This is a genomic window from Arthrobacter oryzae, from assembly GCF_037911235.1.
GTDB classification, from domain to species: Bacteria; Actinomycetota; Actinomycetes; order Actinomycetales; family Micrococcaceae; genus Arthrobacter; species Arthrobacter oryzae_E.
This window is the reverse complement of the sequence record NZ_JBBLYW010000065.1, coordinates 312,641-332,456: the sequence shown is the minus strand read 5'-3', so window position 1 is coordinate 332,456 and position 19,816 is coordinate 312,641. Positions and strand designations below refer to the sequence as shown.

At 65.9% G+C, this 19,816-nt stretch carries 19 protein-coding genes; 16 read left to right on the top strand and 3 right to left on the bottom strand.

All coding sequences use genetic code 11. From position 1 onward, the window contains the following. The first annotated feature begins 39 nt into the window (after positions 1-39). From WMN78_RS18500 to WMN78_RS18470, 7 genes are all read left to right on the top strand, one after another. The gene (locus WMN78_RS18500) at positions 40-390 is read left to right on the top strand and encodes a zinc ribbon domain-containing protein YjdM (protein WP_340535200.1); all 351 of its coding nucleotides are present in this window, start codon (positions 40-42) and stop codon (positions 388-390) included. Positions 391-399: 9 nt separating this feature from the next. Continuing rightward, positions 400-1,569, top strand: a complete 1,170-nt coding sequence (locus WMN78_RS18495) for an NAD(P)-binding domain-containing protein (protein WP_340535310.1) — start codon at positions 400-402, stop codon at positions 1,567-1,569. A gap of 92 nt (positions 1,570-1,661) precedes the next feature. After that, positions 1,662-2,837, top strand: a complete 1,176-nt coding sequence (locus WMN78_RS18490) for a class I SAM-dependent methyltransferase (RefSeq protein ID WP_340535199.1) — start codon at positions 1,662-1,664, stop codon at positions 2,835-2,837. A gap of 138 nt (positions 2,838-2,975) precedes the next feature. Continuing rightward, complete coding sequence (locus WMN78_RS18485; RefSeq protein ID WP_340535198.1) at positions 2,976-4,178, top strand: ROK family transcriptional regulator; 1,203 nt, start codon at positions 2,976-2,978, stop codon at positions 4,176-4,178. Positions 4,179-4,293: 115 nt separating this feature from the next. Continuing rightward, the gene (locus WMN78_RS18480; protein ID WP_340535197.1) at positions 4,294-5,649 is read left to right on the top strand and encodes an extracellular solute-binding protein; all 1,356 of its coding nucleotides are present in this window, start codon (positions 4,294-4,296) and stop codon (positions 5,647-5,649) included. A gap of 3 nt (positions 5,650-5,652) precedes the next feature. Continuing rightward, a complete protein-coding gene (locus WMN78_RS18475; RefSeq protein ID WP_340535196.1) occupies positions 5,653-6,531 on the top strand; it encodes a sugar ABC transporter permease in 879 nt (292 codons plus the stop codon). Beyond that, positions 6,528-7,418 (top strand): carbohydrate ABC transporter permease, encoded by an 891-nt coding sequence (locus tag WMN78_RS18470; RefSeq protein WP_340535195.1) that lies wholly within the window; start codon positions 6,528-6,530, stop codon positions 7,416-7,418. Before WMN78_RS18475 ends, WMN78_RS18470 begins: the two co-directional genes overlap by 4 nt. Positions 7,419-7,426: 8 nt before the next feature. On the opposite strand, the gene WMN78_RS18465 is transcribed toward WMN78_RS18470, so the two are convergent. Further along, entirely contained in the window at positions 7,427-7,624 is a 198-nt protein-coding gene (locus WMN78_RS18465) for a hypothetical protein (RefSeq protein ID WP_340535194.1), read from the bottom strand. Between the two features lie 162 nt (positions 7,625-7,786). On the opposite strand from WMN78_RS18465, the gene WMN78_RS18460 reads away from it, so the two are divergent. The 9 genes from WMN78_RS18460 (at position 7,787) to metE (ending at position 17,930) form a co-directional block, all read left to right on the top strand. Continuing rightward, positions 7,787-8,794: a MoxR family ATPase gene (locus WMN78_RS18460; RefSeq protein ID WP_340535192.1), complete on the top strand. Its 1,008-nt coding sequence runs from the start codon at positions 7,787-7,789 to the stop codon at positions 8,792-8,794. An 8-nt stretch (positions 8,795-8,802) separates the two neighbouring features. Further along, a complete protein-coding gene (locus tag WMN78_RS18455; RefSeq protein ID WP_340535190.1) occupies positions 8,803-9,711 on the top strand; it encodes a DUF58 domain-containing protein in 909 nt (302 codons plus the stop codon). Next, positions 9,701-10,261, top strand: coding sequence for a hypothetical protein (locus WMN78_RS18450; RefSeq protein ID WP_340535188.1), 561 nt, complete (start codon positions 9,701-9,703; stop codon positions 10,259-10,261). The genes WMN78_RS18455 and WMN78_RS18450 overlap by 11 nt, the downstream gene beginning before the upstream one ends. Continuing rightward, the gene (locus WMN78_RS18445; protein ID WP_340535187.1) at positions 10,252-11,295 is read left to right on the top strand and encodes a vWA domain-containing protein; all 1,044 of its coding nucleotides are present in this window, start codon (positions 10,252-10,254) and stop codon (positions 11,293-11,295) included. Before WMN78_RS18450 ends, WMN78_RS18445 begins: the two co-directional genes overlap by 10 nt. Then, positions 11,292-12,302 carry a vWA domain-containing protein gene (locus WMN78_RS18440; RefSeq protein WP_340535186.1) on the top strand — a complete coding sequence of 337 codons (1,011 nt, stop codon included), beginning with the start codon at positions 11,292-11,294 and terminating at the stop codon, positions 12,300-12,302. Before WMN78_RS18445 ends, WMN78_RS18440 begins: the two co-directional genes overlap by 4 nt. Positions 12,303-12,367: 65 nt before the next feature. Beyond that, complete coding sequence (locus WMN78_RS18435; protein ID WP_340535185.1) at positions 12,368-13,090, top strand: hypothetical protein; 723 nt, start codon at positions 12,368-12,370, stop codon at positions 13,088-13,090. A gap of 128 nt (positions 13,091-13,218) precedes the next feature. Beyond that, positions 13,219-14,112 (top strand): CPBP family intramembrane glutamic endopeptidase, encoded by an 894-nt coding sequence (locus tag WMN78_RS18430; protein WP_340535184.1) that lies wholly within the window; start codon positions 13,219-13,221, stop codon positions 14,110-14,112. 362 nt (positions 14,113-14,474) lie between these two features. Beyond that, entirely contained in the window at positions 14,475-15,446 is a 972-nt protein-coding gene (locus WMN78_RS18425; RefSeq protein WP_340535183.1) for a methylenetetrahydrofolate reductase, read from the top strand. Positions 15,447-15,584: 138 nt separating this feature from the next. Then, a complete protein-coding gene (gene metE, locus WMN78_RS18420; RefSeq protein WP_340535182.1) occupies positions 15,585-17,930 on the top strand; it encodes a 5-methyltetrahydropteroyltriglutamate--homocysteine S-methyltransferase in 2,346 nt (781 codons plus the stop codon). Between the two features lie 84 nt (positions 17,931-18,014). Here the strand turns inward: metE and WMN78_RS18415 are convergent, their stop codons facing one another. Together WMN78_RS18415 and WMN78_RS18410 are read right to left on the bottom strand one after the other, a co-directional pair. Next, the gene (locus tag WMN78_RS18415; RefSeq protein WP_340535309.1) at positions 18,015-18,521 is read right to left on the bottom strand and encodes a DUF2004 domain-containing protein; all 507 of its coding nucleotides are present in this window, start codon (positions 18,519-18,521) and stop codon (positions 18,015-18,017) included. Between the two features lie 476 nt (positions 18,522-18,997). Further along, positions 18,998-19,762, bottom strand: coding sequence for a hypothetical protein (locus tag WMN78_RS18410; protein WP_340535181.1), 765 nt, complete (start codon positions 19,760-19,762; stop codon positions 18,998-19,000). Between the last annotated feature and the right edge of the window lie 54 nt (positions 19,763-19,816).

The window sequence follows — 19,816 nt, the reverse complement described above, 5'->3', positions numbered from 1 at the left end:
CGCGGCTTCTGCTGTTTAACGCTCGACTAATATGGGAGCGTGAACGAATCCCTTCCCCCTTGCCCTGAGTGCGCCAGCGAGTACACCTATGAGATGGGAGCATTGCTGGTTTGCCCCGAGTGCGCCCACGAGTGGTCCGCCGATGCCGCGGAAACTTCAGGAGCAGCGGCGGCAGTCATCAAGGACGCAGTGGGAAACGTCCTCTCCGACGGTGACACCGTGACCGTGATCAAGGACCTCAAGATCAAGGGAAGCTCCACAGTGATCAAGGTGGGGACGAAGGTCCGGGGCATCCGGCTCATGGACGGCGTGGGAGACCATGACATTGACTGCAAGGTGGACGGCGTCGGTCCAATGCAGCTCAAATCCAGCGTGGTCAAGAAAGTCTAGGTGGGGAGAATCCCTGATGCCGGGGCGGTGGACAGGGCGGTGGAGCTGCAGGCCGCGGACGTAGTCGTGATTGGCGCGGGCCAGGCCGGCTTGTCGGCGGCTTACCATTTGCAGCGTCGCGGCTTCCGCCCCGCTGGAGAATCCGGCTCTGCCGATGCTGCAGCGGATGTGCAGGACGCGCCGGGCTCCTACGTTGTGCTGGACGCCGAAGCCGGACCCGGCGGCGCGTGGCGCCACCGCTGGAAAAGCCTCCGGATGGCCACAGTCAACGGCATCAGCGACCTGCCGGGCATTCCCAAGCCGGACGTCGACCCGGCTGAGCCAAGTTCAGGGTTCCTTTCACGATACTTCGGGGACTACGAGGACGGGCTCGGGCTCAACATCGTGCGGCCGGTGAAGGTCCGCTCGGTTTCCCGGGAGGACGACGACCCGTCGGGACGCCTGAGGATCGAATCCCCAGCGGGCAGCTGGTCCGCACGGGCGGTCATCAACGCCACGGGCACCTGGACCAGGCCGTTCTGGCCGATTTACCCGGGTCAGTCCACCTTCCGGGGCCGTCAGCTGCATGTGGCCGACTACGAGGCGGCAGAAGATTTCCGCGGACAGCACGTCATTGTGGTGGGCGGCGGCATATCGGCCGTTGGCCTGCTTGATGAGATATCCCAGGTCACCACCACAAGCTGGTTCACGCGCCGGGAACCTGTGTGGCGCGAAGCAGGCTTTGACCAGAAAGCGGGGCACGACGCCGTCGCCCTCGTTGAAGAGCGGGTCCGGCAGGGACTTCCGCCGCAGAGCGTGGTGTCGGTGACGGGACTGATCTGGAGCCCCGCGCTGCGTGCAGCTGCCGCGCGCGGCGCCTTGGCCCGTCGGGAGATGTTCACGGAGATAGAACCCGGCGGGGTCCGGCTGGCTGACGGAAGCTTCCTGGCGGCCGGCGTGATCCTCTGGGCCACCGGATTCCGCGCCGAGTTGGAGCATCTCGCCCCGTTGCACTTGCGCGGCAGTGGAGGGGGCATCGCCATGGACGGCACCCAGGTGGCAGCGGAGGAACGGGTGCACCTGGTGGGTTACGGGCCGTCGTCGTCCACCATCGGAGCCAACCGGGCGGGCAGGGCCGCAGTGGCGGGCATCCTGCGAATGCTCGAGAGCCGCAGGCCCGGAGGAGCACTGCCGGCCTGAAGGGGGTGCCGGCGGCCGCGGACGGGGCCGTTTCGCGGTAGGTTTGCTGGGTAACTTTTCGCCCGAGGACCCTTTACGGTCAGCGAAATGACATGGACAAAGAAGGCGGCAGCTTGCGCGTGGCGGACAACAGCTTGGACATCATCCTCTCCGGCCTGCGCCGCTTCCCGGATGTTGAAGCCCCCAACCTTCAGGCCTGGGATGCTACCGACAAGCTCCTCCTCGAAACGGCGTCCGAACTGCTGACACCGGACAGCCGCATAGCGGTCATCGGGGACCGCTACGGGGCCCTAACGCTGGGGGCACTTGCCGCCTACGGGGTCCGGAACGTGAAGGTCCACCAGGACCTCATCACGGGGGAGCGCGCACTCCGCAATAACGCCGCAGTCCTCAAGATCGACTCCGGGTTTGCCCAGCTGCCGCTCGGTGCAGCCCTGTTCGACGACGTCGACGTGGTGCTGCTGCAGCTGCCCAAAACCCTCGCGGAACTGGAGGAAGCAGCCGATGCCGTAGCCCGCTACGCGGCGCCGCACACAGTCCTGCTTGCGGGCGGCCGGGTCAAGCACATGAGCCTGGGAATGAACACCGTGCTGCAACGGCACTTCGCCGACGTCCAGCCCCAGCTTGCCCGGCAGAAATCCAGGATCCTGATCGCCCGGGACGCACGGACCGTCACTGGCCCGGCACCCTTCCCGGTGGCCGACCGCAGCAGCGAACTTGACCTGACCGTCTGCGCGCGGGGCGCTGTCTTCGCCGGCACCAAACTCGACATCGGGACAAGGTTCCTGTTGAGGTACCTGCCGGACATGCCGGCGGCCGGGAACGTGGTGGACCTCGGATGCGGGACCGGCATCCTGGCCGCCATGTACGCCAGAAGCCATCCGGAATCGAAGGTGACGGCCACGGACCAGTCAGCGGCCGCCGTCGACTCCGCCAGGGCCACTGCGGAGGCCAACGGACTTGCCGGCCGGATCACCGTTCTCCAGGACGATGCCATGGGCTCCCTGCCGGACCGAAGCGCCGGCCTCATCCTGCTGAATCCGCCCTTTCATCTCGGTGCCAGCGTCCATGCCGGGGCGGGGATCAAGATGTTCCGGGCCGCCGGGCGGGTGCTGATGCCGGGCGGAGAGCTCTGGACCGTGTACAACAGCCACCTGCAGTATCTTCCGGCCCTGGAACGCTTTGTCGGTCCCACCCGCGTCGCGGGCAGGAACGCCAAGTTCACGGTTGCGGTCAGCACCGGACGCAGCGAACGTGCCGTGCCTTAAGTCCGCGTGTGGGCGTACCGCCGAACCCGCAGGTAACGTACGATTCAACCATCAGCAGTGCATAACCGAAGATGTTTAGGGGAATCCGTGACTGAGATCCGCACGCCATCGCCGAGGCGCGGAACAAATTTGCCCCGAATGGGGGACTTCAATCTCACGGTGATTCTGGACGCCATCAGGCGTTCTTCGGGGGGACTCAGCCGGGTGGAACTCGCCCAGATCGTCGGGCTTTCCCCTCAGACCATCTCCAACATCTCGCGCCGGCTGCTCGACCAAAACCTCATAGTCGAAGCCGGGAAGGAAGGGAGCGGGCCAGGCAAGCCCCGCACCATCCTCAGGCTCAACCCGGCCGGAATGTACGCGGTTGGCGTGCATCTGGATCCCGCCGTCACCACGTTCGTTGTCCTTGACCTCGTGGGGTCCGTTGTCCGGCACTCACGGATTAATACGCCCGGCGCCAGTGACCCCGACGGAATCATCGCCACCATTGCCGCCGAAATCAAGGACCTCGTGGCAGCCTCCGGAGTGGACCCGGACAAGATTGCCGGACTTGGCGTGGCCGCCCCCGGCCCTATCAACCTGGATGAGGGCACCGTTGTTGATCCGCCCCTCCTGCTCGGCTGGGACCGTGTGCCGCTGCGTGACGCTCTTGCGGAGGCCACCGGGCTGTCCACCCTGGTGGACAAGGACGTCACCAGCGCCGCGGTCGCGGAAACCTGGGCGGGCGGTCCGAGCGGCTCCGGAAGTTTTGTCTTTATGTACATGGGCACCGGCATCGGCTGCGGCATCGTCCTGAACGACGAGGTGGTCCGCGGAACCTCGGGCAACGCCGGCGAGATCGGGCACATCATCGTGGACCCGGACGGTCCGCCCTGCGACTGCGGGCTGCGGGGATGCGTGAAATCAAGCGCCATCCCGCAGGTCCTCGTGGCGCAGGCCGAAGCCGCCGGCGTACTTGACGTTGTCCGCCATCCTTCCGGAGCCCTGGATATCCAGGAAAGCTTCGCGAGACTCAGCGGGGAAGCCGACGCCGGCAACAGTAAGGCGGGGGAGATCCTTGACCACTCCGCCGTGCTGGTGGCGCGGGCGGTGGCCGTGGTCACCAATACCCTCGACGTCGAGAGGGTGGTCTTCGGCGGCCCCTTCTGGACGCTCCTCTCACGGAGGTACCTGGACCGCGTTCCCCAGCTGCTGGCGGAGAACAGTGCGGCCCGCCAGATCCATGACGTAGAAGTTGTTGGAACCGGCGTGGGGGAGGACGTGGGTGCCATCGGAGCTGCCTGCCTGGTGCTCGAGCATACGTTGGCGCCGCGCGCCCAGCGGCTGCTGCTGGAAGGCTGAAGCCGCGTCCCGCCGCATTGTCAGCGGGAAGCACTAACCTGAAATTGCATATCGGCCAAGGCTGGGGCCAGCTGGAGGACATTGGGGGCTGCAGCCGCTCGAAGAATGGAGCGTCATGCACCGCCCTGCCAAAATCCTTGCAGCGCTGTTGTCGGCGGCAGCGCTGCTGGCGACAACAGCCTGTTCCGCGGAACAGCCCGCTGCCGAAAACCGGACGCTGAAGATCGTCTACCAAAAGACCGATTCATTCACTGCCCTTGACACCCTGTTCCAGGACGCCAAGAAGGACTTCGAAGCCGCCAACCAAGGCACCACGGTGGAGTTGCAACCCATGGAGGCCAACGACGACGACTACGGCACCAAGCTGGCGCTGGCCCTGAGGTCGCCGGAGACAGCCCCCGACGTCTTTTACGAGGATACGTTCAAAGTACGGTCCGACGTCGACGCCGGGTACCTCCTGAAACTGGACAGTTACCTCGAAAAATGGGACGACTGGAAGCTGTACAACGAGGCCGCCAAGGCTGCCGGCACCGGGGACGACGGCGGCATCTACGCGGTGCCCCTCGGCACTGACACGCGCGCCATCTGGTACAACAAGAAAGTACTGCAGAAGGCAGGCATTGCCGTTCCGTGGCAACCCCGGAGCTGGGACGAAATCCTCGACGCCGCCCGCAAGATGAAGGCCGCGGACCCGTCGCTGGTCCCGTTCCACATGTATGCCGGCAAGGCCACCGGTGAGGGCACGGTGATGCAGAGTTTCTACGAACTGCTCTATGGCACGGACAGCGAACTGTATGACCAGCAGGAGAAGAAGTGGGTGATTGGCTCGCAAGGGTTCAAGGATTCCCTGACGTTCCTGAAGACCCTCTACGACGAAGGACTCGCCGTCACGCCCGCCGAGGCGCTGGACGCCAACGTCTGGAAGAAGGTTTTCGGAGAATGGTTGCCTCAGGGCAAAATGGGGGCAACCGTGGAGGGTTCCTACACGCCGTCATTCTGGCAGAAGGGCGGCAACTACGAATGGGCCGGCTACGGGGAGGACATGGGCGTGGCGAAGTTTCCCACCCAGCGGGGCCAGGAACCGGGCGGCGTCAGCATGTCCGGCGGCTGGACGCTGGCCGTCGGGGCGGACTCAAAGAACCCCGAGCTGGCGTTCAAGTTCCTGACCGAGGCCCTGAGCAAGAAAAACTCACTGGCGTTCACCGTGTCCGGTTCCCAGATCGCGGTCCGGACGGACGTCGCGGCCGAACCCGAGTACCTGGCGGCCAACCCGTTCGTCAAGGATGTATCCGAGCTCGTCTCCGTCACCCATTACCGCCCCGCCACAGCGGACTATCCGCGGATCTCCGTCGCAGTACAGGTTGCCACGGAAGCCGTGATCACCGGTTCCCTCTCGCCGGAGGAGGCAGCCGCGCAGTACGACCAGACCGTGAGGGACCAGGTGGGTGACGCCAAGGTCGTGCAGAAATAACGCATGGGTGAACGAAAAACGGTCCGGCGGCAGCTCCGGCTGCTGCCGGTTGTGCCGTCAGTCCTGCTGATCCTCCTTTTCCTGGCGGCCCCGGTCCTGTGGTCATTCCACGCCTCCTTCACCAACGCGGCCCTCACCGGCCGCTCCGCCAGGAACCCGGCCTGGATCGGCGTCGAGAATTACGCGCGGCTGCTCAGCGACTCAGCGTTCCCGGTCTCAGTGGTCCTGACAATTGTCTTTGTCGTGGCATCCGCGGTGGTGGGCCAGAACCTGCTGGGACTTCTGATCGCCGGCCTGATGACACGCGCCCGGAAGCCCGTCTCCGCTGTGGTGGGTACTGCCGTGGTGGCGGCCTGGGTGCTCCCCGAGATTGTCGCCGCCTTCGCCGCCTACGCGTATTTCAGCAAGGACGGGACGTTGAACCAGTTGCTTGGCGGGGCGGGCGTGGCGGGGGCAGACTGGCTCTACGCCTACCCCATGATGGCCGTGGTGCTGGCGAACATCTGGCGCGGCACCGCGTTCTCCATGCTGGTGTACCGGGCGGCCCTCGCCGACGTGCCGCAGGACATCTCCGAAGCCGCGCTCATGGACGGAGCCGCAGGCTGGCAGCGGCTGGTCTTCATCACCCTGCCGCTGATCAGGTCAAGCATCGCCACCAACCTGATGCTGGTGACGCTGCAGACCCTGGCAGTCTTCACGCTGATCTGGGTGATGACGGCCGGCGGACCATCCAACGCCAGCACCACCTTGCCGGTCCTTGCCTACCAGGAGGCCTTCAAGTTTGGCGACATTGGCTACGGCACCGCCATTGCCTCGGTGCTCATTGTGCTCGGCCTGGTGTTCGGCATTGCCTACGTCCGGCTGCTCAAGGACAAACGATGACGACGGCGGGCCGGCAGTCTCTCGACGAAGCATCGCGGCGTGCCCGGCACGGCGACGCGACGTCGGCGGGAGGACGCCGGGCACGGGGTCCCGCAGATGCGGCGCTGCTGCTGATCGGCGCCTGCTTCCTCCTGCCGCTGCTGTGGCTGGTGTTTGGTTCGCTGGACACGGAGGCGGGGTACGAGACCCGGCTTCCGGCCAGCCCCTCGCTAACAAACTATTCAGCCGTCCTCACCCCTGAGCTGTTGCTCGGGCCGCTGTGGAACAGCCTGTTGCTCTCGGGCGGGACGGCGACGGCGACCGTGGCAGCCGCCGTACTTGCCGCCTACCCGCTGTCCCGTTTCCAGTCGAGGTTCAACCGGCCGTTCATGTATTCGATCCTGTGCGGAACCTGCCTGCCAATAACCGCCATCATGGTGCCCGTCTACGGCCTGTTCGTCCAGTTGCGGCTGCTTGATTCCCTGCCGGCCACGGTGCTCTTCATGGCAGCAACGGCGCTGCCCATGGCCATCTGGATGACCAAGAACTTCATGGACGCGGTTCCCGTTTCGCTGGAGGAAGCAGCCTGGGTGGACGGCGCTTCCGGACTCACGGCCCTGCGTGCGGTGGTGCTGCCGCTCATGCGCCAGGGCCTCGGGGTGGTGTTCATCTTCGTTTTCATCCAGACCTGGGGCAACTTCTTTGTGCCCTTCATCCTGCTGTTGTCGCCGTCGAAGCAGCCCGCATCGGTTTCAATCTTCAGCTTCTTCGGACAGCACGGCGCGATTGCCTACGGCCAGCTGGCCGCCTTCTCGATCCTTTATTCGGTTCCGGTCCTGGTCCTCTACGTACTCGTGGCGCGGGGGGCCGGCGGATCCTTTGCTCTGTCCGGGGCGGTGAAGGGCTGAGGCCGCCGTCAGTCGATGTCTTCGACAACCGTTCCGAACGGGATCGTGTCATCCAGATGGGCCTGGTGGTCATGGGGATGCGTCACGACTCGGACGCCATGCAACTTCTCCGCCGCCGACTGCATGAGGATCGGCCGGACGGTGTTGATGAAACTCTCGCTCTTGCCGGCGAGATACTCCTGGTAACTGGCTGGAAGCTGAATCATGCCATCAGGATAGTCCTGCACGGCCCGCATGGGGAGGGCTCCCCATTGTGGAATCTTCGGACGACGGCTTGGATAGGATGGCCCGTGGCGGGCGCGTTATGACCGCCGGCAAATCCGGCAGCAGCAGCCGCCGGCCAGATACAGCAACCAGGGGGATTTCGAGTGCTTCAGACGACGGCCGCAGTCCGGATCGAAGCGGCGGAACTGGCCCGGGCGCAGCAGGTCATGGCCGGCATCTCGCGCAGCTTCGACGCGAAGGTGGTGGGGCAGGCGCGGCTGCGGGAATCGCTGCTGGTCGGGCTCATGACCGGCGGCCACATCCTGCTCGAGAGCGTCCCCGGCCTGGCGAAGACCACCGCCGCGCAGACCGTTGCGGAGGCCGTCAGTGCGGAATTCCGGCGGATTCAGTGCACCCCGGACCTGCTGCCCAGCGACATCGTGGGAACGCAGATCTACGACGCCGCCAAGGGCACGTTCGTCACGCAGCTGGGACCGGTCCATGCGAACATCGTGCTCCTGGATGAGATCAACCGTTCCAGTGCGAAAACGCAGAGCGCCATGCTCGAAGCGATGCAGGAGAGGCAGACGTCCATCGGGGGAGTAGTGCACCGGCTGCCCACCCCGTTCCTGGTGCTGGCGACGCAGAACCCCATCGAGCAGGAGGGCACGTACCTGCTGCCCGAGGCGCAGATGGACCGCTTTATGCTCAAAGACGTCCTGGACTATCCGACGCCCGCCGAAGAGGCTGAGATCATCCGCAGGATCGATTCCGGCGTCTTCACCGACGAACAGCGCCCCGCCGCCGCCGCGTCCCTGGAGGCGGTCACGGAGGTTCAGGACCTGGTTAAGCGTGTCTACATCGATCCTGCGATTGTCAGGTACATCGTGGGCCTGGTGTTTGTCACCCGGAATGCCGCGCAGTACATCGACGCCCGCCTGGCAGGCTTCATCGAGTTCGGGGCCAGCCCGCGTGCCAGCATCGCCTTCAGCCAGGCCGCACGAGCGGTTGCGCTCCTCAACGGCCGGGACCATGTCATTCCCGAGGACGTGAAGGCGCTGGCCCACCGCGTGTTCAGACACCGGATCATCCTCGGTTTCGAAGCGGTGGCGGAACAGGTTCCGGTCGAGGCAGTCATCGATGCCGTTGTGGCATCCGTCCAGACTCCCTGAGCGCGGGCATGTCCAGCCTCCTGAACCGGGTGAAATCGAAGATGTCCATCTTCGCCCACCGCAAGGCCCGGGGAATGCTCGACGGCGAATACGGTTCCGTCTTCAAGGGCCGCAGCCTGGACTTTGACGACCTCCGGGCCTACATCCCCGGGGACGAAGTCCGCGACATCGACTGGAAAGCCTCCGCCCGGCACGGTTCCCCGCTCATCAAGCGCTACGTTGCCGTGAGGCGGCAGACCGTGCTGCTGGTCACCGACACCGGACGCAACATGGCGGCTGCGTCGCTCGGGGGAGAAGAAAAGAAGGACATTGCCGTGATGGCCCTGGGCGTTGTGGGCTACCTGGCCCACCGCCACGGCGACGCGGTGGGACTCGTGTGCGGCGACGGGACGGCGTCGCGGTCCTTGCCCGCAAAGGCGGGCGAAGCGCACCTGGAACGGCTCCTGCGTGAAGTCAACGACCGCACCGGCTTAACTTCGCCCCGCAGCGGCATCGGCGAACAGCTCTCCTATGTGGCACGCAACTTCAGCCAGCGCATGCTGCTCTTCGTCGTGGCCGACGAACTGGTGCCGGATGCCGGAATGGAGCGGCTGCTGCGCCGTTTGCGCGCCCAGCACGAGGTCCTCTGGCTGACCGTCCGCGACGCGCAGCTGGCCGGGCCCGACCCGGCCGGGACACTGTCAGCCGCGGCCCGGCCCGGCGACCGCTACGACGTTGCGGATTCCGGCTTCCTTCCCGGCCGCCTCGCAGCATCCGGGGCCGTCGCGCGAGCCTATGCCGCGGCGCAGGAGCAGCGCGACGCGGCGCGGGAGGCCGCGCTGCGGCGGCTGGGCATCGCCCACGTCCACGCGGGCAGCAGCCATGATGTGATGCCCGCGGTCTTCACCCTGCTGGAACGGCACCGCCGTGGCAGGTGACGCCGGCTTCTACGCACCGCTGGAGTACAGCGCCTGGTTGCCGTGGGCCGGCCTGGGCTTGCTGCTGCTCATCGCCGCCTGGCTGTCCTACATCTTCCTAAGCACCCGGCAGCGGAAGGAACCCCTGCCCGCAGCTCCGGCCGGACCGTCGTCGGATCCGTCCAGCCTGAAGCGGGACTACCTGCGCCGGATCGATGCCGTGGCGGCCGACGCCGCGGCCGGCCGGTTGACCTCACGGGGTTCGCACCAGGAACTCAGCCTGCTGATCAGGAGTTTTGTCCGCGACATCGCCGGGATCGACGCACCGCGGATGACCCTGGCCGAGCTCCACGAGCAGGGCATTCCGGCAGCCGCCCGTGCCGTTGGCAGCTTCTACCCGGCCGAGTTCGGCACTGAACCGCGCGACTCTGAACCCCGGAACTCTGAACCCCGGAACTCTGAACTCCGGGGCACTGAGCCCTGCGACCCTCAGCCCTGCGACACTGAGCCCTGCGACGCTGTCGCCCTTGCTGCGGAAACGGCCCGGGAGGTGGTCCGGACATGGAACTGATCTTCTGGTGGATGATTCCGGCCGCCGTTCTCCTGGGCGCGGGAACTTACTGGGTGGCCCGGAAACGGGCGCGGGGCGACGACGCTTCCCGTCTGCCCGTGGCCCACAGCCAGCGACTCACCGCACTGCCGGAGTACCAGGCTGCGGTGCGGCAGCACCGCCGCTGGCTTACCGTGGCCGCCGTCGCCGGGGCGGTCCTGATGGCAGCGTCCGTGGTGGCAGCAGCCCGGCCCGCCGAACGAACCACCGTCAGCCCCGAGCTGCGCAACCGCGACATCATCCTGTGCCTCGATGCCTCCGGATCCATGAGCAGCGCTGATGCGGCGGTGGTGGACGTCTTTGCCCGGCTGGCCCGGGGGTTCGACGGCGAACGGCTGGGGCTGACGGTCTTCGACAGCAGCGCCGTGCAGGTCTTTCCGCTGACGGACGACTACGACTTCGTGCAGGAACAGCTTGAAGCGGCCCGGGAGGCGTTTGACGGCGCGCCCGGCAGTGCCGGCTTCCTGGACGGCACCTGGAACGGCGCAGGCTCCTCGCTGATCGGGGACGGATTGGCCTCCTGCGTGCAGGGCTTCCCCGCAACCGCCGCCGGATCCCACACGGGAAGCGGCGGCACTGGCATTGGCGGCACTGGCACTGGCGGCACGGAGGAACGGTCCCGGTCGGTCATCCTGGCCACGGATAACTTCATCTCGGGCGAACCCATTTTCACCCTGCAGGAAGCTGCGGCGCTGGCCAGGACCAGGGACGTCCGCGTCTTTGCCCTCAACCCCGGGGATTTCGACTACGGCACAGACTCCGAACAACCAGGGGCCCAGCTGCGGTCGGCCGCGGAAGGAACAGGCGGCGCGTACTACCCGCTGGACAGCCCGGACGCGGTACCCGACATCCTCCGCAAGGTGGAGTCCACAGAGGCCACCGCCTTCAAAGCCGCCCCTCAGGCTGCCGTTGCGGACCGCGCCGAAATCCCGCTGGGCGTGGCTTTGGTGTCCGGACTGGTGCTGGCGGGCGCGATGTGGCGGCTGAGATCATGACCTTGCATCCCGTCTGGCCGTGGTGGATTATGCTTCCGGTCGCGCTTGCCGCCCTCGGTTTCCTAGGGTGGACGGCCGTGCGAAGCCGGGGCCGCGGCGCTGAACCCGGGGTCCGGCTGGTGCCGGCCGCTCTCGTGCTCCTGCTCCTGCTGGCGGCGCTCCGGCCGGGTGTGCCGGGCGGCAGCGTCCGTGAGGCCACTGCCGACTTAAACGTGTTCTTCGTCGTGGATACCACCAGCAGCATCGCGGCCGAGGACTACGGAAACGGCAGTCCCAGGCTGGAAGGCGTCCGCAAGGACATCATGGCCATCGCCGGGGAGCTGGCCGGGGCGAGGTTTTCCCTGATTACGTTCGACTCCCGGGCGGTGGTCCGGATGCCACTGACTACGGACACATCGGCCCTGGACACACTGACCGGTGTGCTGGAACCCCAGATCACCCAGTATTCGACGGGCAGCAGCGTGAGCGTGGCCAGGACTGTGCTCAACGACCGGCTGAGGGCAGCCAGGGACAGCCATCCCGAGCGGGCACGGATTGTTTACTACCTCGGCGACGGCGAGCAGACCAGCGGCAAGGCGCCTGAGTCCATGCGGCTGGATGCTTCGCTGGTCAGCGGCGGTGCCGTTCTCGGTTACGGCACGGCGCAAGGCGGGCGCATGAAGGAGAAATCCAGCTATTCGTCCGAAGAAGCGGCTGTATACATCCAGGACCGCAGCGGCGGAAGCGCCGGCGATGCCGTGTCCCGAATCGACGAGGACACGCTGCGCGGGATCGCGGAGCAACTCGGCGTGCCCTACGTCCACCGCGCGGCCGGGGATGAAGTGGCCCCGATGCTGCAGGCGGCCAAACCGGGAGCGCTCAAGGAAACGTCCGACTCACTGGAGGGAAGGACGGAACTGTACTGGGCACCTGCACTGGCCGCATTCGTCCTTGCGCTGTGGGAAAGCCTGCGGGTGCTCCGCCGGCTGAGGCAGCTCCGTCCCGGAAAGACGGAGGCCCGCTCATGAGCCGGCAATCGGCTCTGCCACCCGTGCCCGCCGGGCACAGGCAGCGGCGACGACGATTGCTGCTGATGTCTGCAGCGCCCGTCCTCCTTGCCGTCGCGCTCGCCGTCAAGCTGCTGAGCGTCGGCTACCTGGGCGGCGAGGCGGCCGGCTCGTTCACCCGGGGCGATCAGGCTGCCCTGCATTCAGCGGCGTACGGCCTGGGTGTGGCCAACATCGTGGAACGGCACAAAGCGCCCTTTGCCGCCGCCGACGCGCTGGTCCTCGCCGGGGACTACGCAGGCGCCCGGTCCCTCTTTGAGGCATCGCTCGCTGACGCCGCGCCGGCCGACGAGTGCAAGGTGCGCGTCAACCTGGTCCTGAGCATCGAACGGCTGGCCGACGAGGCAGCGGAAGCTGCGGCATCCGGGAACCCCCCGGCCTCCGCCGCCGAAGCAGCCGGGCTGTACGACGACGCCCTCGCTGCGGTCAGGGCCGCTCCGCCGGGGTGCTTCAGCCCGGAAGACAGCCGGGACGGCCCCAGCGGGGCGGACGGCGAGGGCGAACGCCTCCGGGAAGCCGAAGGACGGCTCCAGTCCAAGGCGGAGCAGTTCGGAAACGGCGGGGCTGATGCCAAACCGGGCAAAGACGGCGGTCAACAGCCGCAGTCCGATCCGGAATCGCAGCAGAGCCAGCTCGACAAGCTGGAGGAGTCAGCCAAGTCCGCGCAGCGGGAACGGAACGGCGGCATGCAACGGGATGAGTACCTGAACAACGCCGACGCCGAGCTTGGCACCGACAAGCCCTGGTGACAGGCCCTGCCGATCCGCCGCTGCGGGTCCGGACGGTCACGGGGCAAAATACCCTAGCGGCCCGCCTCGACGCATCCCAAGCTGATTACAGGGGAGGCCGAAGGATAGAGCGGCGGCTCGACATGAGGATGGCAGGAACTGAAGGCCGGCTCAACTGGATCTGGGCATTCTGGCTTGTTGCGGCGATGCTGTCGCTGGCGGTCCTGGACCTGACTGTGTACGGCGTCGTCATCCCCGCGTCAGGTCTCCTGCTTGCCATCCTGTCAGGTCCCAAAATTCGGGGGCAGGGCAACCGACGGAGAGTTGATAAACGTGACCTGGCTGTCGTAGCGGCGCTGTACGTCGCTGTCGTCGTGCTCTTCCGCCTTGCCTTCACGGTGTTCACCCCTGCCAATGTCCTTGGCCTCTTCCTGTGCTTCGGCGCCGGACTTGTCCTGGGCGTCGCCGGGCCGGTGTTCTACACGGTCCAACGGGGACGGCCTTTGTCCGACCTGGGCCTGTGGCTGGGGAACTGGAAAGAGGCTGCCGCGTTGGGCCTTGTCCTGGCCGCAATCCAGTTCTCGATCACGCTCATGGGCTATACCTTGCCGGCCCCCGCGGACTGGGTTCCACTGCTCGTGATGTCGCTGACCGTCGGCGCCTTCGAAACGGTCTTCTTCCGTGGTTTCGTGCAAACGCGCCTTTGCGCGAGCCTGGGCAGAATCCCCGGCATCGCGCTGGCAGCAGGCCTGTACACCCTGTACCACGTTGGCTACGGGATGGGCGGGGAAGGAATGGCCTTCCTGTTCGGGCTCGGCGTGGTGTACGCAGTCGCCTTTGCCCTGGTCCGGAACGTCTTGGTCCTGTGGCCGTTGCTCACTCCGCTGGGGTCATTTTTCAACAACCTCAACAGCGGCGAGATCGAGCTGCCGTGGGAGGCGATCCTGGGATTCGCCGACGTCCTGGGTCTCATGGCCGCAGCAGTCTGGTGGGGGAAGCGGCGGCTCCGAAAGGCGCGGCAGGCGGCGAGGCGGCGGAACTGACGGACACCGGATGGTGAAAGCGGGGCCTCCGGGCGAACAATATTCTGTCCGCCGACGCAACAGAGCGTAAAGGTGCGTCTTAATTCGGTGGCCAGCTTGAACGCCGCGGAGCCGGGCCCTAGAGTCTTATACAAGTTACCGAGGTAACGTGTCAGCGATCCTCCGCCAGGAGGGTGTGGGTGCCCCCATGTGGGCCTGACATTTGCTCACGGACAACTTCTTGTCAGGCGTAACAGTCGCGGCTGCGCCCTGCCGAAGTTCACTCCGTGTTCCCAAACTCAAATTCATTGACGGTTCGGCGTTTACACAGTCCCATGGACTGCGGCGCAGCTGCCGGCAATGGCCCAAAGCCAAGGACGCAAATGTCTCCACCTAGCCTTATTGACACACACCCGACTCTCTCCGACGCCGCTCCGGTGGCGCTTTCCTATGAGCTGTTCCCGCCGCGTTCCCCGGCTGCCGCCGAATCGCTCTGGACCACCATCGGCGAGCTGGAGGCCACGGACCCGGACTACGTTTCCGTGACGTACGGGGCCAGCGGCTCCAACCGGGACACCGCCGTCGAACTCATTAACCGGCTGCTGCTGGAGACCACGCTCCGTCCGCTGGCCCACCTGACCTGCGTGGGCAACACGCCCGAGGAATTGTCCGGCATCATCGGTGAGCTGCTTGACGTCGGCGTCCGCGGTATCCTGGCCCTTCGCGGTGACCAGCCCAAGGACGGCGGAGCACCGGCGAACGGTTCCCTGCGCTATGCCCAGGACCTCATCGAACTGATCCGCCGCGTGGAGCAGCGCCGTTCGGCCCTGCTGTGCGCGGGCAAGGTGGCGGTCGGCGTGGCAGCCTACCCCACCAGGCACCCGGAGTCACCTACCGAGGCCCACGACGTCGAGGTGCTGCTGGCCAAGCAGCGCTCCGGTGCGGACTTCGCCATCACGCAGGTGTTCTTCCAGACCGAGCAATACGCCGACCTCATCACCAGGGCACGCCGGGCGGGGGTTACCATCCCCATCATCCCGGGTGTGATGCCGCTGACCAGCGTGCGCAGGCTGAACCGCCTGGGTGAGCTGACCGGCGTCGAACCCTCTCCGGAACTGATGGCGCGCCTGGCTGCTGCGGACACTGACGTCGAACGCCGGCTGATCGGCGTCCGGGCAACAGTGGACCTGGCCAACGCCGCCCTGGACGCCGGGGCGCCGGGAATCCACCTCTACACCTTCAACGAACACGCCTGTGCTCTGGAGGTCCTGGACAAGCTGGCCTTGCCCCGGCCTGCCCGTCCGGCGAGCAGGCTCAACGCCATTGCCCGCCGCCACAAGGAAATGGCGAGCTGAAACGCCGCTTCCGCTCCGCCCGCTTCGTTACTGCCCGACGCCGCCGCACTTTTTAGCGCGCGTGCCTTTGGCGTCGGCACCATCGCATCCGAACAGCAATTACCCCTGATTTTCACCAACACTTCCAAGGAATTCCACATGACTGAGCAGAACACCCCGGCCGTGACCACTCCCTTCCCGTCCGCCTCGATCCTGGGCTACCCGCGCATCGGCCGCCGCCGCGAACTGAAGAAGGCCGTCGAGGCATACTGGGCCGGCAAGATCGACGCCGCAGCGCTTGACGCCGCCGCGAAGGAGATCCAGCTGGGCACCGCCAAGCGCCTGCAGGGCCTGGGCCTGACCGAAGCCGCCGCCGTTCCGGGCACCTTCTCCTTCTACGACCAGGTGCTCGACGCCGCCGCCCACCTCGGCGCCGTTCCGGCCCGTTTCGGCAACCTCCTCAACGCCGAGGGACAGCTGGACATCGACGGCTACTTCACGCTGGCCCGCGGCAACAAGGAAGAGCAGCCGCTGGAAATGACCAAGTGGTTTGACACCAACTACCACTACCTCGTGCCGGAAATCGGCCCGGAGAGCAACTTCGCGCTCACTTCCAACCGCATCGTCGAAGAATTCGAATACGCGCTGGCCAACGGCGTGGAGACCCGCCCGTACATCGTGGGCCCGGTCACCTTCCTGCTGCTGAGCAAGGCTTCCGACGACGCCCCGGCCGGCTTCAGCCCGCTGTCCCGCCTCGAGGACGTCCTGCCGGTCTACGCCGCGCTGCTCGAGAAGCTCGCTGCCGCCGGCGCCATCTGGGTCCAGCTGGACGAGCCCGCCCTGGTGGTTGACCAGGACACCTCAGCCGAAGAGATCCAGGCCGCGGTTGCCCGCTCCTACGAGGCCCTTTCCGCTGTTGCGCAGCGCCCGCAGCTGTTCGTCTCCACCCCGTACGGTGCGCTGAACGGCCAGCTGGGCACCCTCGCCGCCACCAACATCGACGCCCTGCACATCGACGTCTTCAAGGGCGCTGTTCCCTCGGCAGCGGCACTCGCTGCGCTGGGCAACAAGACCCTGGTTGCCGGCGTCGTGGATGGCCACAACATCTGGCGGAACGACCTTGCCGCCTCTGCGGAGAAGATCGCCGAACTGAAGAAGTCCGTGGCCAAGCTGGCCGTCAGCACGTCCACCTCCACCCAGCACGTCCCGCACGACGTCGAGGAAGAGGCCCAGCTGTCCGAGCAGCTCCGCAGCTGGCTGGCATTCGCCGACCAGAAGGCCGTTGAGGTTGTTACCCTCGCCGGCCTGCTGACCGATGCCGCCGCCGTGCAGCCGGCCATCGACGAGGCCACAAGGATCATCGCCTCCCGCGCCGCAGCCGAGGGCGTCCGGCGCTCCGACGTCCGGGCACGCACCGCCGCCCTGACCCCGGCGGACTTCAACCGCTCCGAGTACTCGGTCCGCGAAGCCGCCCAGGAAGAAGCCCTGCACCTGCCGCCGCTGCCCACCACCACCATCGGGTCCTTCCCGCAGACCTCCGAGATCCGTTCGGCCCGCGCCCGCAACAACAAGGGCGACCTGACCAACGAGCAGTACGAGCAGCTCATGAAGGACGAGATCAAGCGCGTTGTGCAGCTGCAGGAAGAGCTCGGCTACGACGTCCTGGTCCACGGCGAGCCCGAGCGCAACGACATGGTCCAGTACTTCGCCGAGAACCTGGAAGGCTTCGACGTCACGGTCCACGGCTGGGTCCAGTCCTACGGCTCACGCTGCACCCGTCCCTCCATCCTGTGGGGCGACGTCACCCGCAGCGCCCCTATCACGGTGAAGTGGGCCGAGTACGCACAGTCCCTGACCAACAAGCCGATGAAGGGCATGCTCACCGGTCCGGTCACCATCCTGGCCTGGTCCTTCGTCCGCGACGACCAGCCGCTGGGCGAGACCGCCAACCAGGTGGGCCTGGCATTGCGCGACGAGATCGCCGACCTCGAAGCTGCCGGCATCAAGGTCATCCAGGTGGACGAGCCCGCCCTGCGCGAACTCCTTCCCCTGCGCAAGGCCGACCAGGCCGCCTACCTGGACTGGTCCGTGAACTCGTTCCGCCTCGCCACCGCCGGTGCCGCCGATTCCACCCAGATCCACACCCACCTGTGCTACTCCGAGTTCGGCGCCATCATCGACGCGATCGACGGACTGGACGCGGACGTCACCTCCATCGAGGCCGCGCGTTCACGCATGGAGGTTGTCCACGACCTCGAGTCCCACGGCTTCGGCCGCGGCGTCGGCCCGGGCGTCTACGACATCCACTCGCCGCGCGTTCCGGGCGAGCAGGAAGTCACTGAGTTGCTCAGCACCGCTGTGAAGCACGTCCCGTCCCGCCAGCTCTGGGTCAACCCGGACTGCGGCCTGAAGACCCGCGGCTACGCCGAGACCGAAGAGTCCCTGCGCAATCTGGTCGCGGCCACCAAGACGGTCCGCGCCGAACTGCTGGAAGCAGCAAAGTAACCGCAACTGCTTGGAGCACGACGGCGCCCGGTCACCTTTTCGGTGACCGGGCGCCGTCGTCGTCATCTCCTCTGGCAGACTGCGTCAGGACTCCCAGACGATCTCGTCGTCCACCACACCGTCCTCGTCCGCGGACGCCACCAGGACTTCGTCGGTGAAGTGCTCGCCCAGGGTGAAGTCCAGGACGAAGTAGCGTTCGGGCTGGCCGGGGAAGATTCCCACGTGGCCAAGTTTCAGGGCCTTCAGGAAGACGGCATTCGTCAGCTGGCTTTTGTCCTCGACGCCGAAGACCTTCTTGAGGTGCTCATCCTTGATGGCGTTGCAGTGGAAGTGCCGGTACTCCTGGGGGCTGGTGCCCTCCTGTTCCAGCTCCTCGGCGATCATGTCCCGCACCTGGTCCACGAGCTCGGGCAGGTACCGCAGCCGGTAGTCCACTTTGTGCATGGCCGCCTCGTCGAAGTGGTCGTGCGCATTGATGTTGAGGTCCAGCTCAACCGGCTGCCCGCCCAATTCATGCTTCGCTGCAATGTTGTGGTCCCGGCCGTGGTTAAGCTCGATCTCACCAAAGAGCCGGCTCGCTACCTTGTTCATATGTTCAACATAGTCCTCTCCGGCAGTCCATTCCAGCATCAGGGATTTTTATCTGGCGCCGGTTGGGTCGCGTGTTGGTTTGCCCGATGGCGGCATGGCCCCGCTGAGCCGGACCTTTTCGTTTCAGCGTCGAACTTTGAGCGCCTTGCGCGCACGCCGAAGATCGCGCAAAAGACCGCGCGGGAATTCCATGGTCTTCACCGATTGGGTAACCCGGACCGGGAGGCCCCACGGGATGTCGTCGGGCAGCGGGGGGAGTGCGCCGGCCGCCTCCGCCCGGAGGACCGCGTCGCGATAGCCGCGGCGGTCGCTGTCGGAAAGTCGCCGCCCTCCCGGGGTCTCGTTCCAGCCATAGGGGATTTTTGCATACCGGGCGAAGCCCTGGGCCTGAAGGTCCCTAATGTATTGGTCTTCCAATTCCTGGATGCAGTCCAAATGCCGTCGGTCCGAGGCGATGGGGTTCTTGGGCGAGTGAATCAGTTGTGGATATTGGCGGAGTTCGTTGGTGGATCGTACGCCCGAGAAATGCATGAGCACCAAGGGCTCCGGTCCGGTGTACCAGGTATCGTTTTCCCTTCGGAGGGGCGTTCGGAAAGGTTCCACCACCCCACGTTGTAGCCCAAATCCTTGAATAGGTCTACGTCAAAGAAGCCAGGGGCAAGATCGATGATTCGCTGATCTACCCAAATGAGACGATCGGGATCGATGAGGCAGTCCCGGCGCAGGCGAGAGTCCCACCAGTCGAGAAACGGCTTGGCCGCGGTCGTCACCCCCACGAAGCCAGTATTGTAAGCGCCGTACGCGTGTAACACCCATTCGAAGATCTCGCGGTCATCGTATGCGGGAGCGGTAACGCGGTGCGGCGTAAGGAGGACTCCGGCGCTCATGTCCAACGCGTCAATCGCAGCGTTGAGCGGCTGAAAGACTTGCATGTCAGGATCGAGGAAGATGACCCGGTCGGCGGACTCGAGAGCCCGCATTAGCAGTTTCGGCTTGAATGCTGTCGCGTACTCGATTGGCTTGTACATGGCCTGTTGGACGGTGCGCTCCAACTGGTCTGGAATCAAATCCTCGGGGCGCAGGACCTCGGCGTTCGCCATCGACTCGCTATCGCCGGGCCCCTCATCGATCACGAGCACATAGCGCTGGGACTCGGGGTGGTGCGCGGCGACGGAATTCATCAGCACATTTGCCAGGTGCAAATAGTTCCGGCTCACGGTGGTGACAACTGCAATGCTCATGTGTGCTCTCCGATGGGAATAAGTGCGAGCGGAGGTAAAAAGGGCGCCTGCATT

What these genes read in the sequence shown, in the direction of transcription:
- WMN78_RS18490 (WP_340535199.1), top strand. Translation starts at nt 1,662, where the DNA reads ATGGACAAAGAAGGCGGCAGCTTGCGCGTGGCGGACAACAGCTTGGAC.
- WMN78_RS18485 (WP_340535198.1), top strand. Translation starts at nt 2,976, where the DNA reads ATGGGGGACTTCAATCTCACGGTGATTCTGGACGCCATCAGGCGTTCT.
- WMN78_RS18480 (WP_340535197.1), top strand. Translation starts at nt 4,294, where the DNA reads ATGCACCGCCCTGCCAAAATCCTTGCAGCGCTGTTGTCGGCGGCAGCG.
- WMN78_RS18475 (WP_340535196.1), top strand. Translation starts at nt 5,653, where the DNA reads ATGGGTGAACGAAAAACGGTCCGGCGGCAGCTCCGGCTGCTGCCGGTT.
- WMN78_RS18470 (WP_340535195.1), top strand. Translation starts at nt 6,528, where the DNA reads ATGACGACGGCGGGCCGGCAGTCTCTCGACGAAGCATCGCGGCGTGCC.
- WMN78_RS18465 (WP_340535194.1), bottom strand. Translation starts at nt 7,624, where the DNA reads ATGATTCAGCTTCCAGCCAGTTACCAGGAGTATCTCGCCGGCAAGAGC.
- WMN78_RS18455 (WP_340535190.1), top strand. Translation starts at nt 8,803, where the DNA reads ATGTCCAGCCTCCTGAACCGGGTGAAATCGAAGATGTCCATCTTCGCC.
- WMN78_RS18445 (WP_340535187.1), top strand. Translation starts at nt 10,252, where the DNA reads ATGGAACTGATCTTCTGGTGGATGATTCCGGCCGCCGTTCTCCTGGGC.
- WMN78_RS18440 (WP_340535186.1), top strand. Translation starts at nt 11,292, where the DNA reads ATGACCTTGCATCCCGTCTGGCCGTGGTGGATTATGCTTCCGGTCGCG.
- WMN78_RS18435 (WP_340535185.1), top strand. Translation starts at nt 12,368, where the DNA reads ATGTCTGCAGCGCCCGTCCTCCTTGCCGTCGCGCTCGCCGTCAAGCTG.
- WMN78_RS18430 (WP_340535184.1), top strand. Translation starts at nt 13,219, where the DNA reads ATGGCAGGAACTGAAGGCCGGCTCAACTGGATCTGGGCATTCTGGCTT.
- WMN78_RS18425 (WP_340535183.1), top strand. Translation starts at nt 14,475, where the DNA reads ATGTCTCCACCTAGCCTTATTGACACACACCCGACTCTCTCCGACGCC.
- metE (WP_340535182.1), top strand. Translation starts at nt 15,585, where the DNA reads ATGACTGAGCAGAACACCCCGGCCGTGACCACTCCCTTCCCGTCCGCC.
- WMN78_RS18415 (WP_340535309.1), bottom strand. Translation starts at nt 18,521, where the DNA reads ATGAACAAGGTAGCGAGCCGGCTCTTTGGTGAGATCGAGCTTAACCAC.
- WMN78_RS18410 (WP_340535181.1), bottom strand. Translation starts at nt 19,762, where the DNA reads ATGAGCATTGCAGTTGTCACCACCGTGAGCCGGAACTATTTGCACCTG.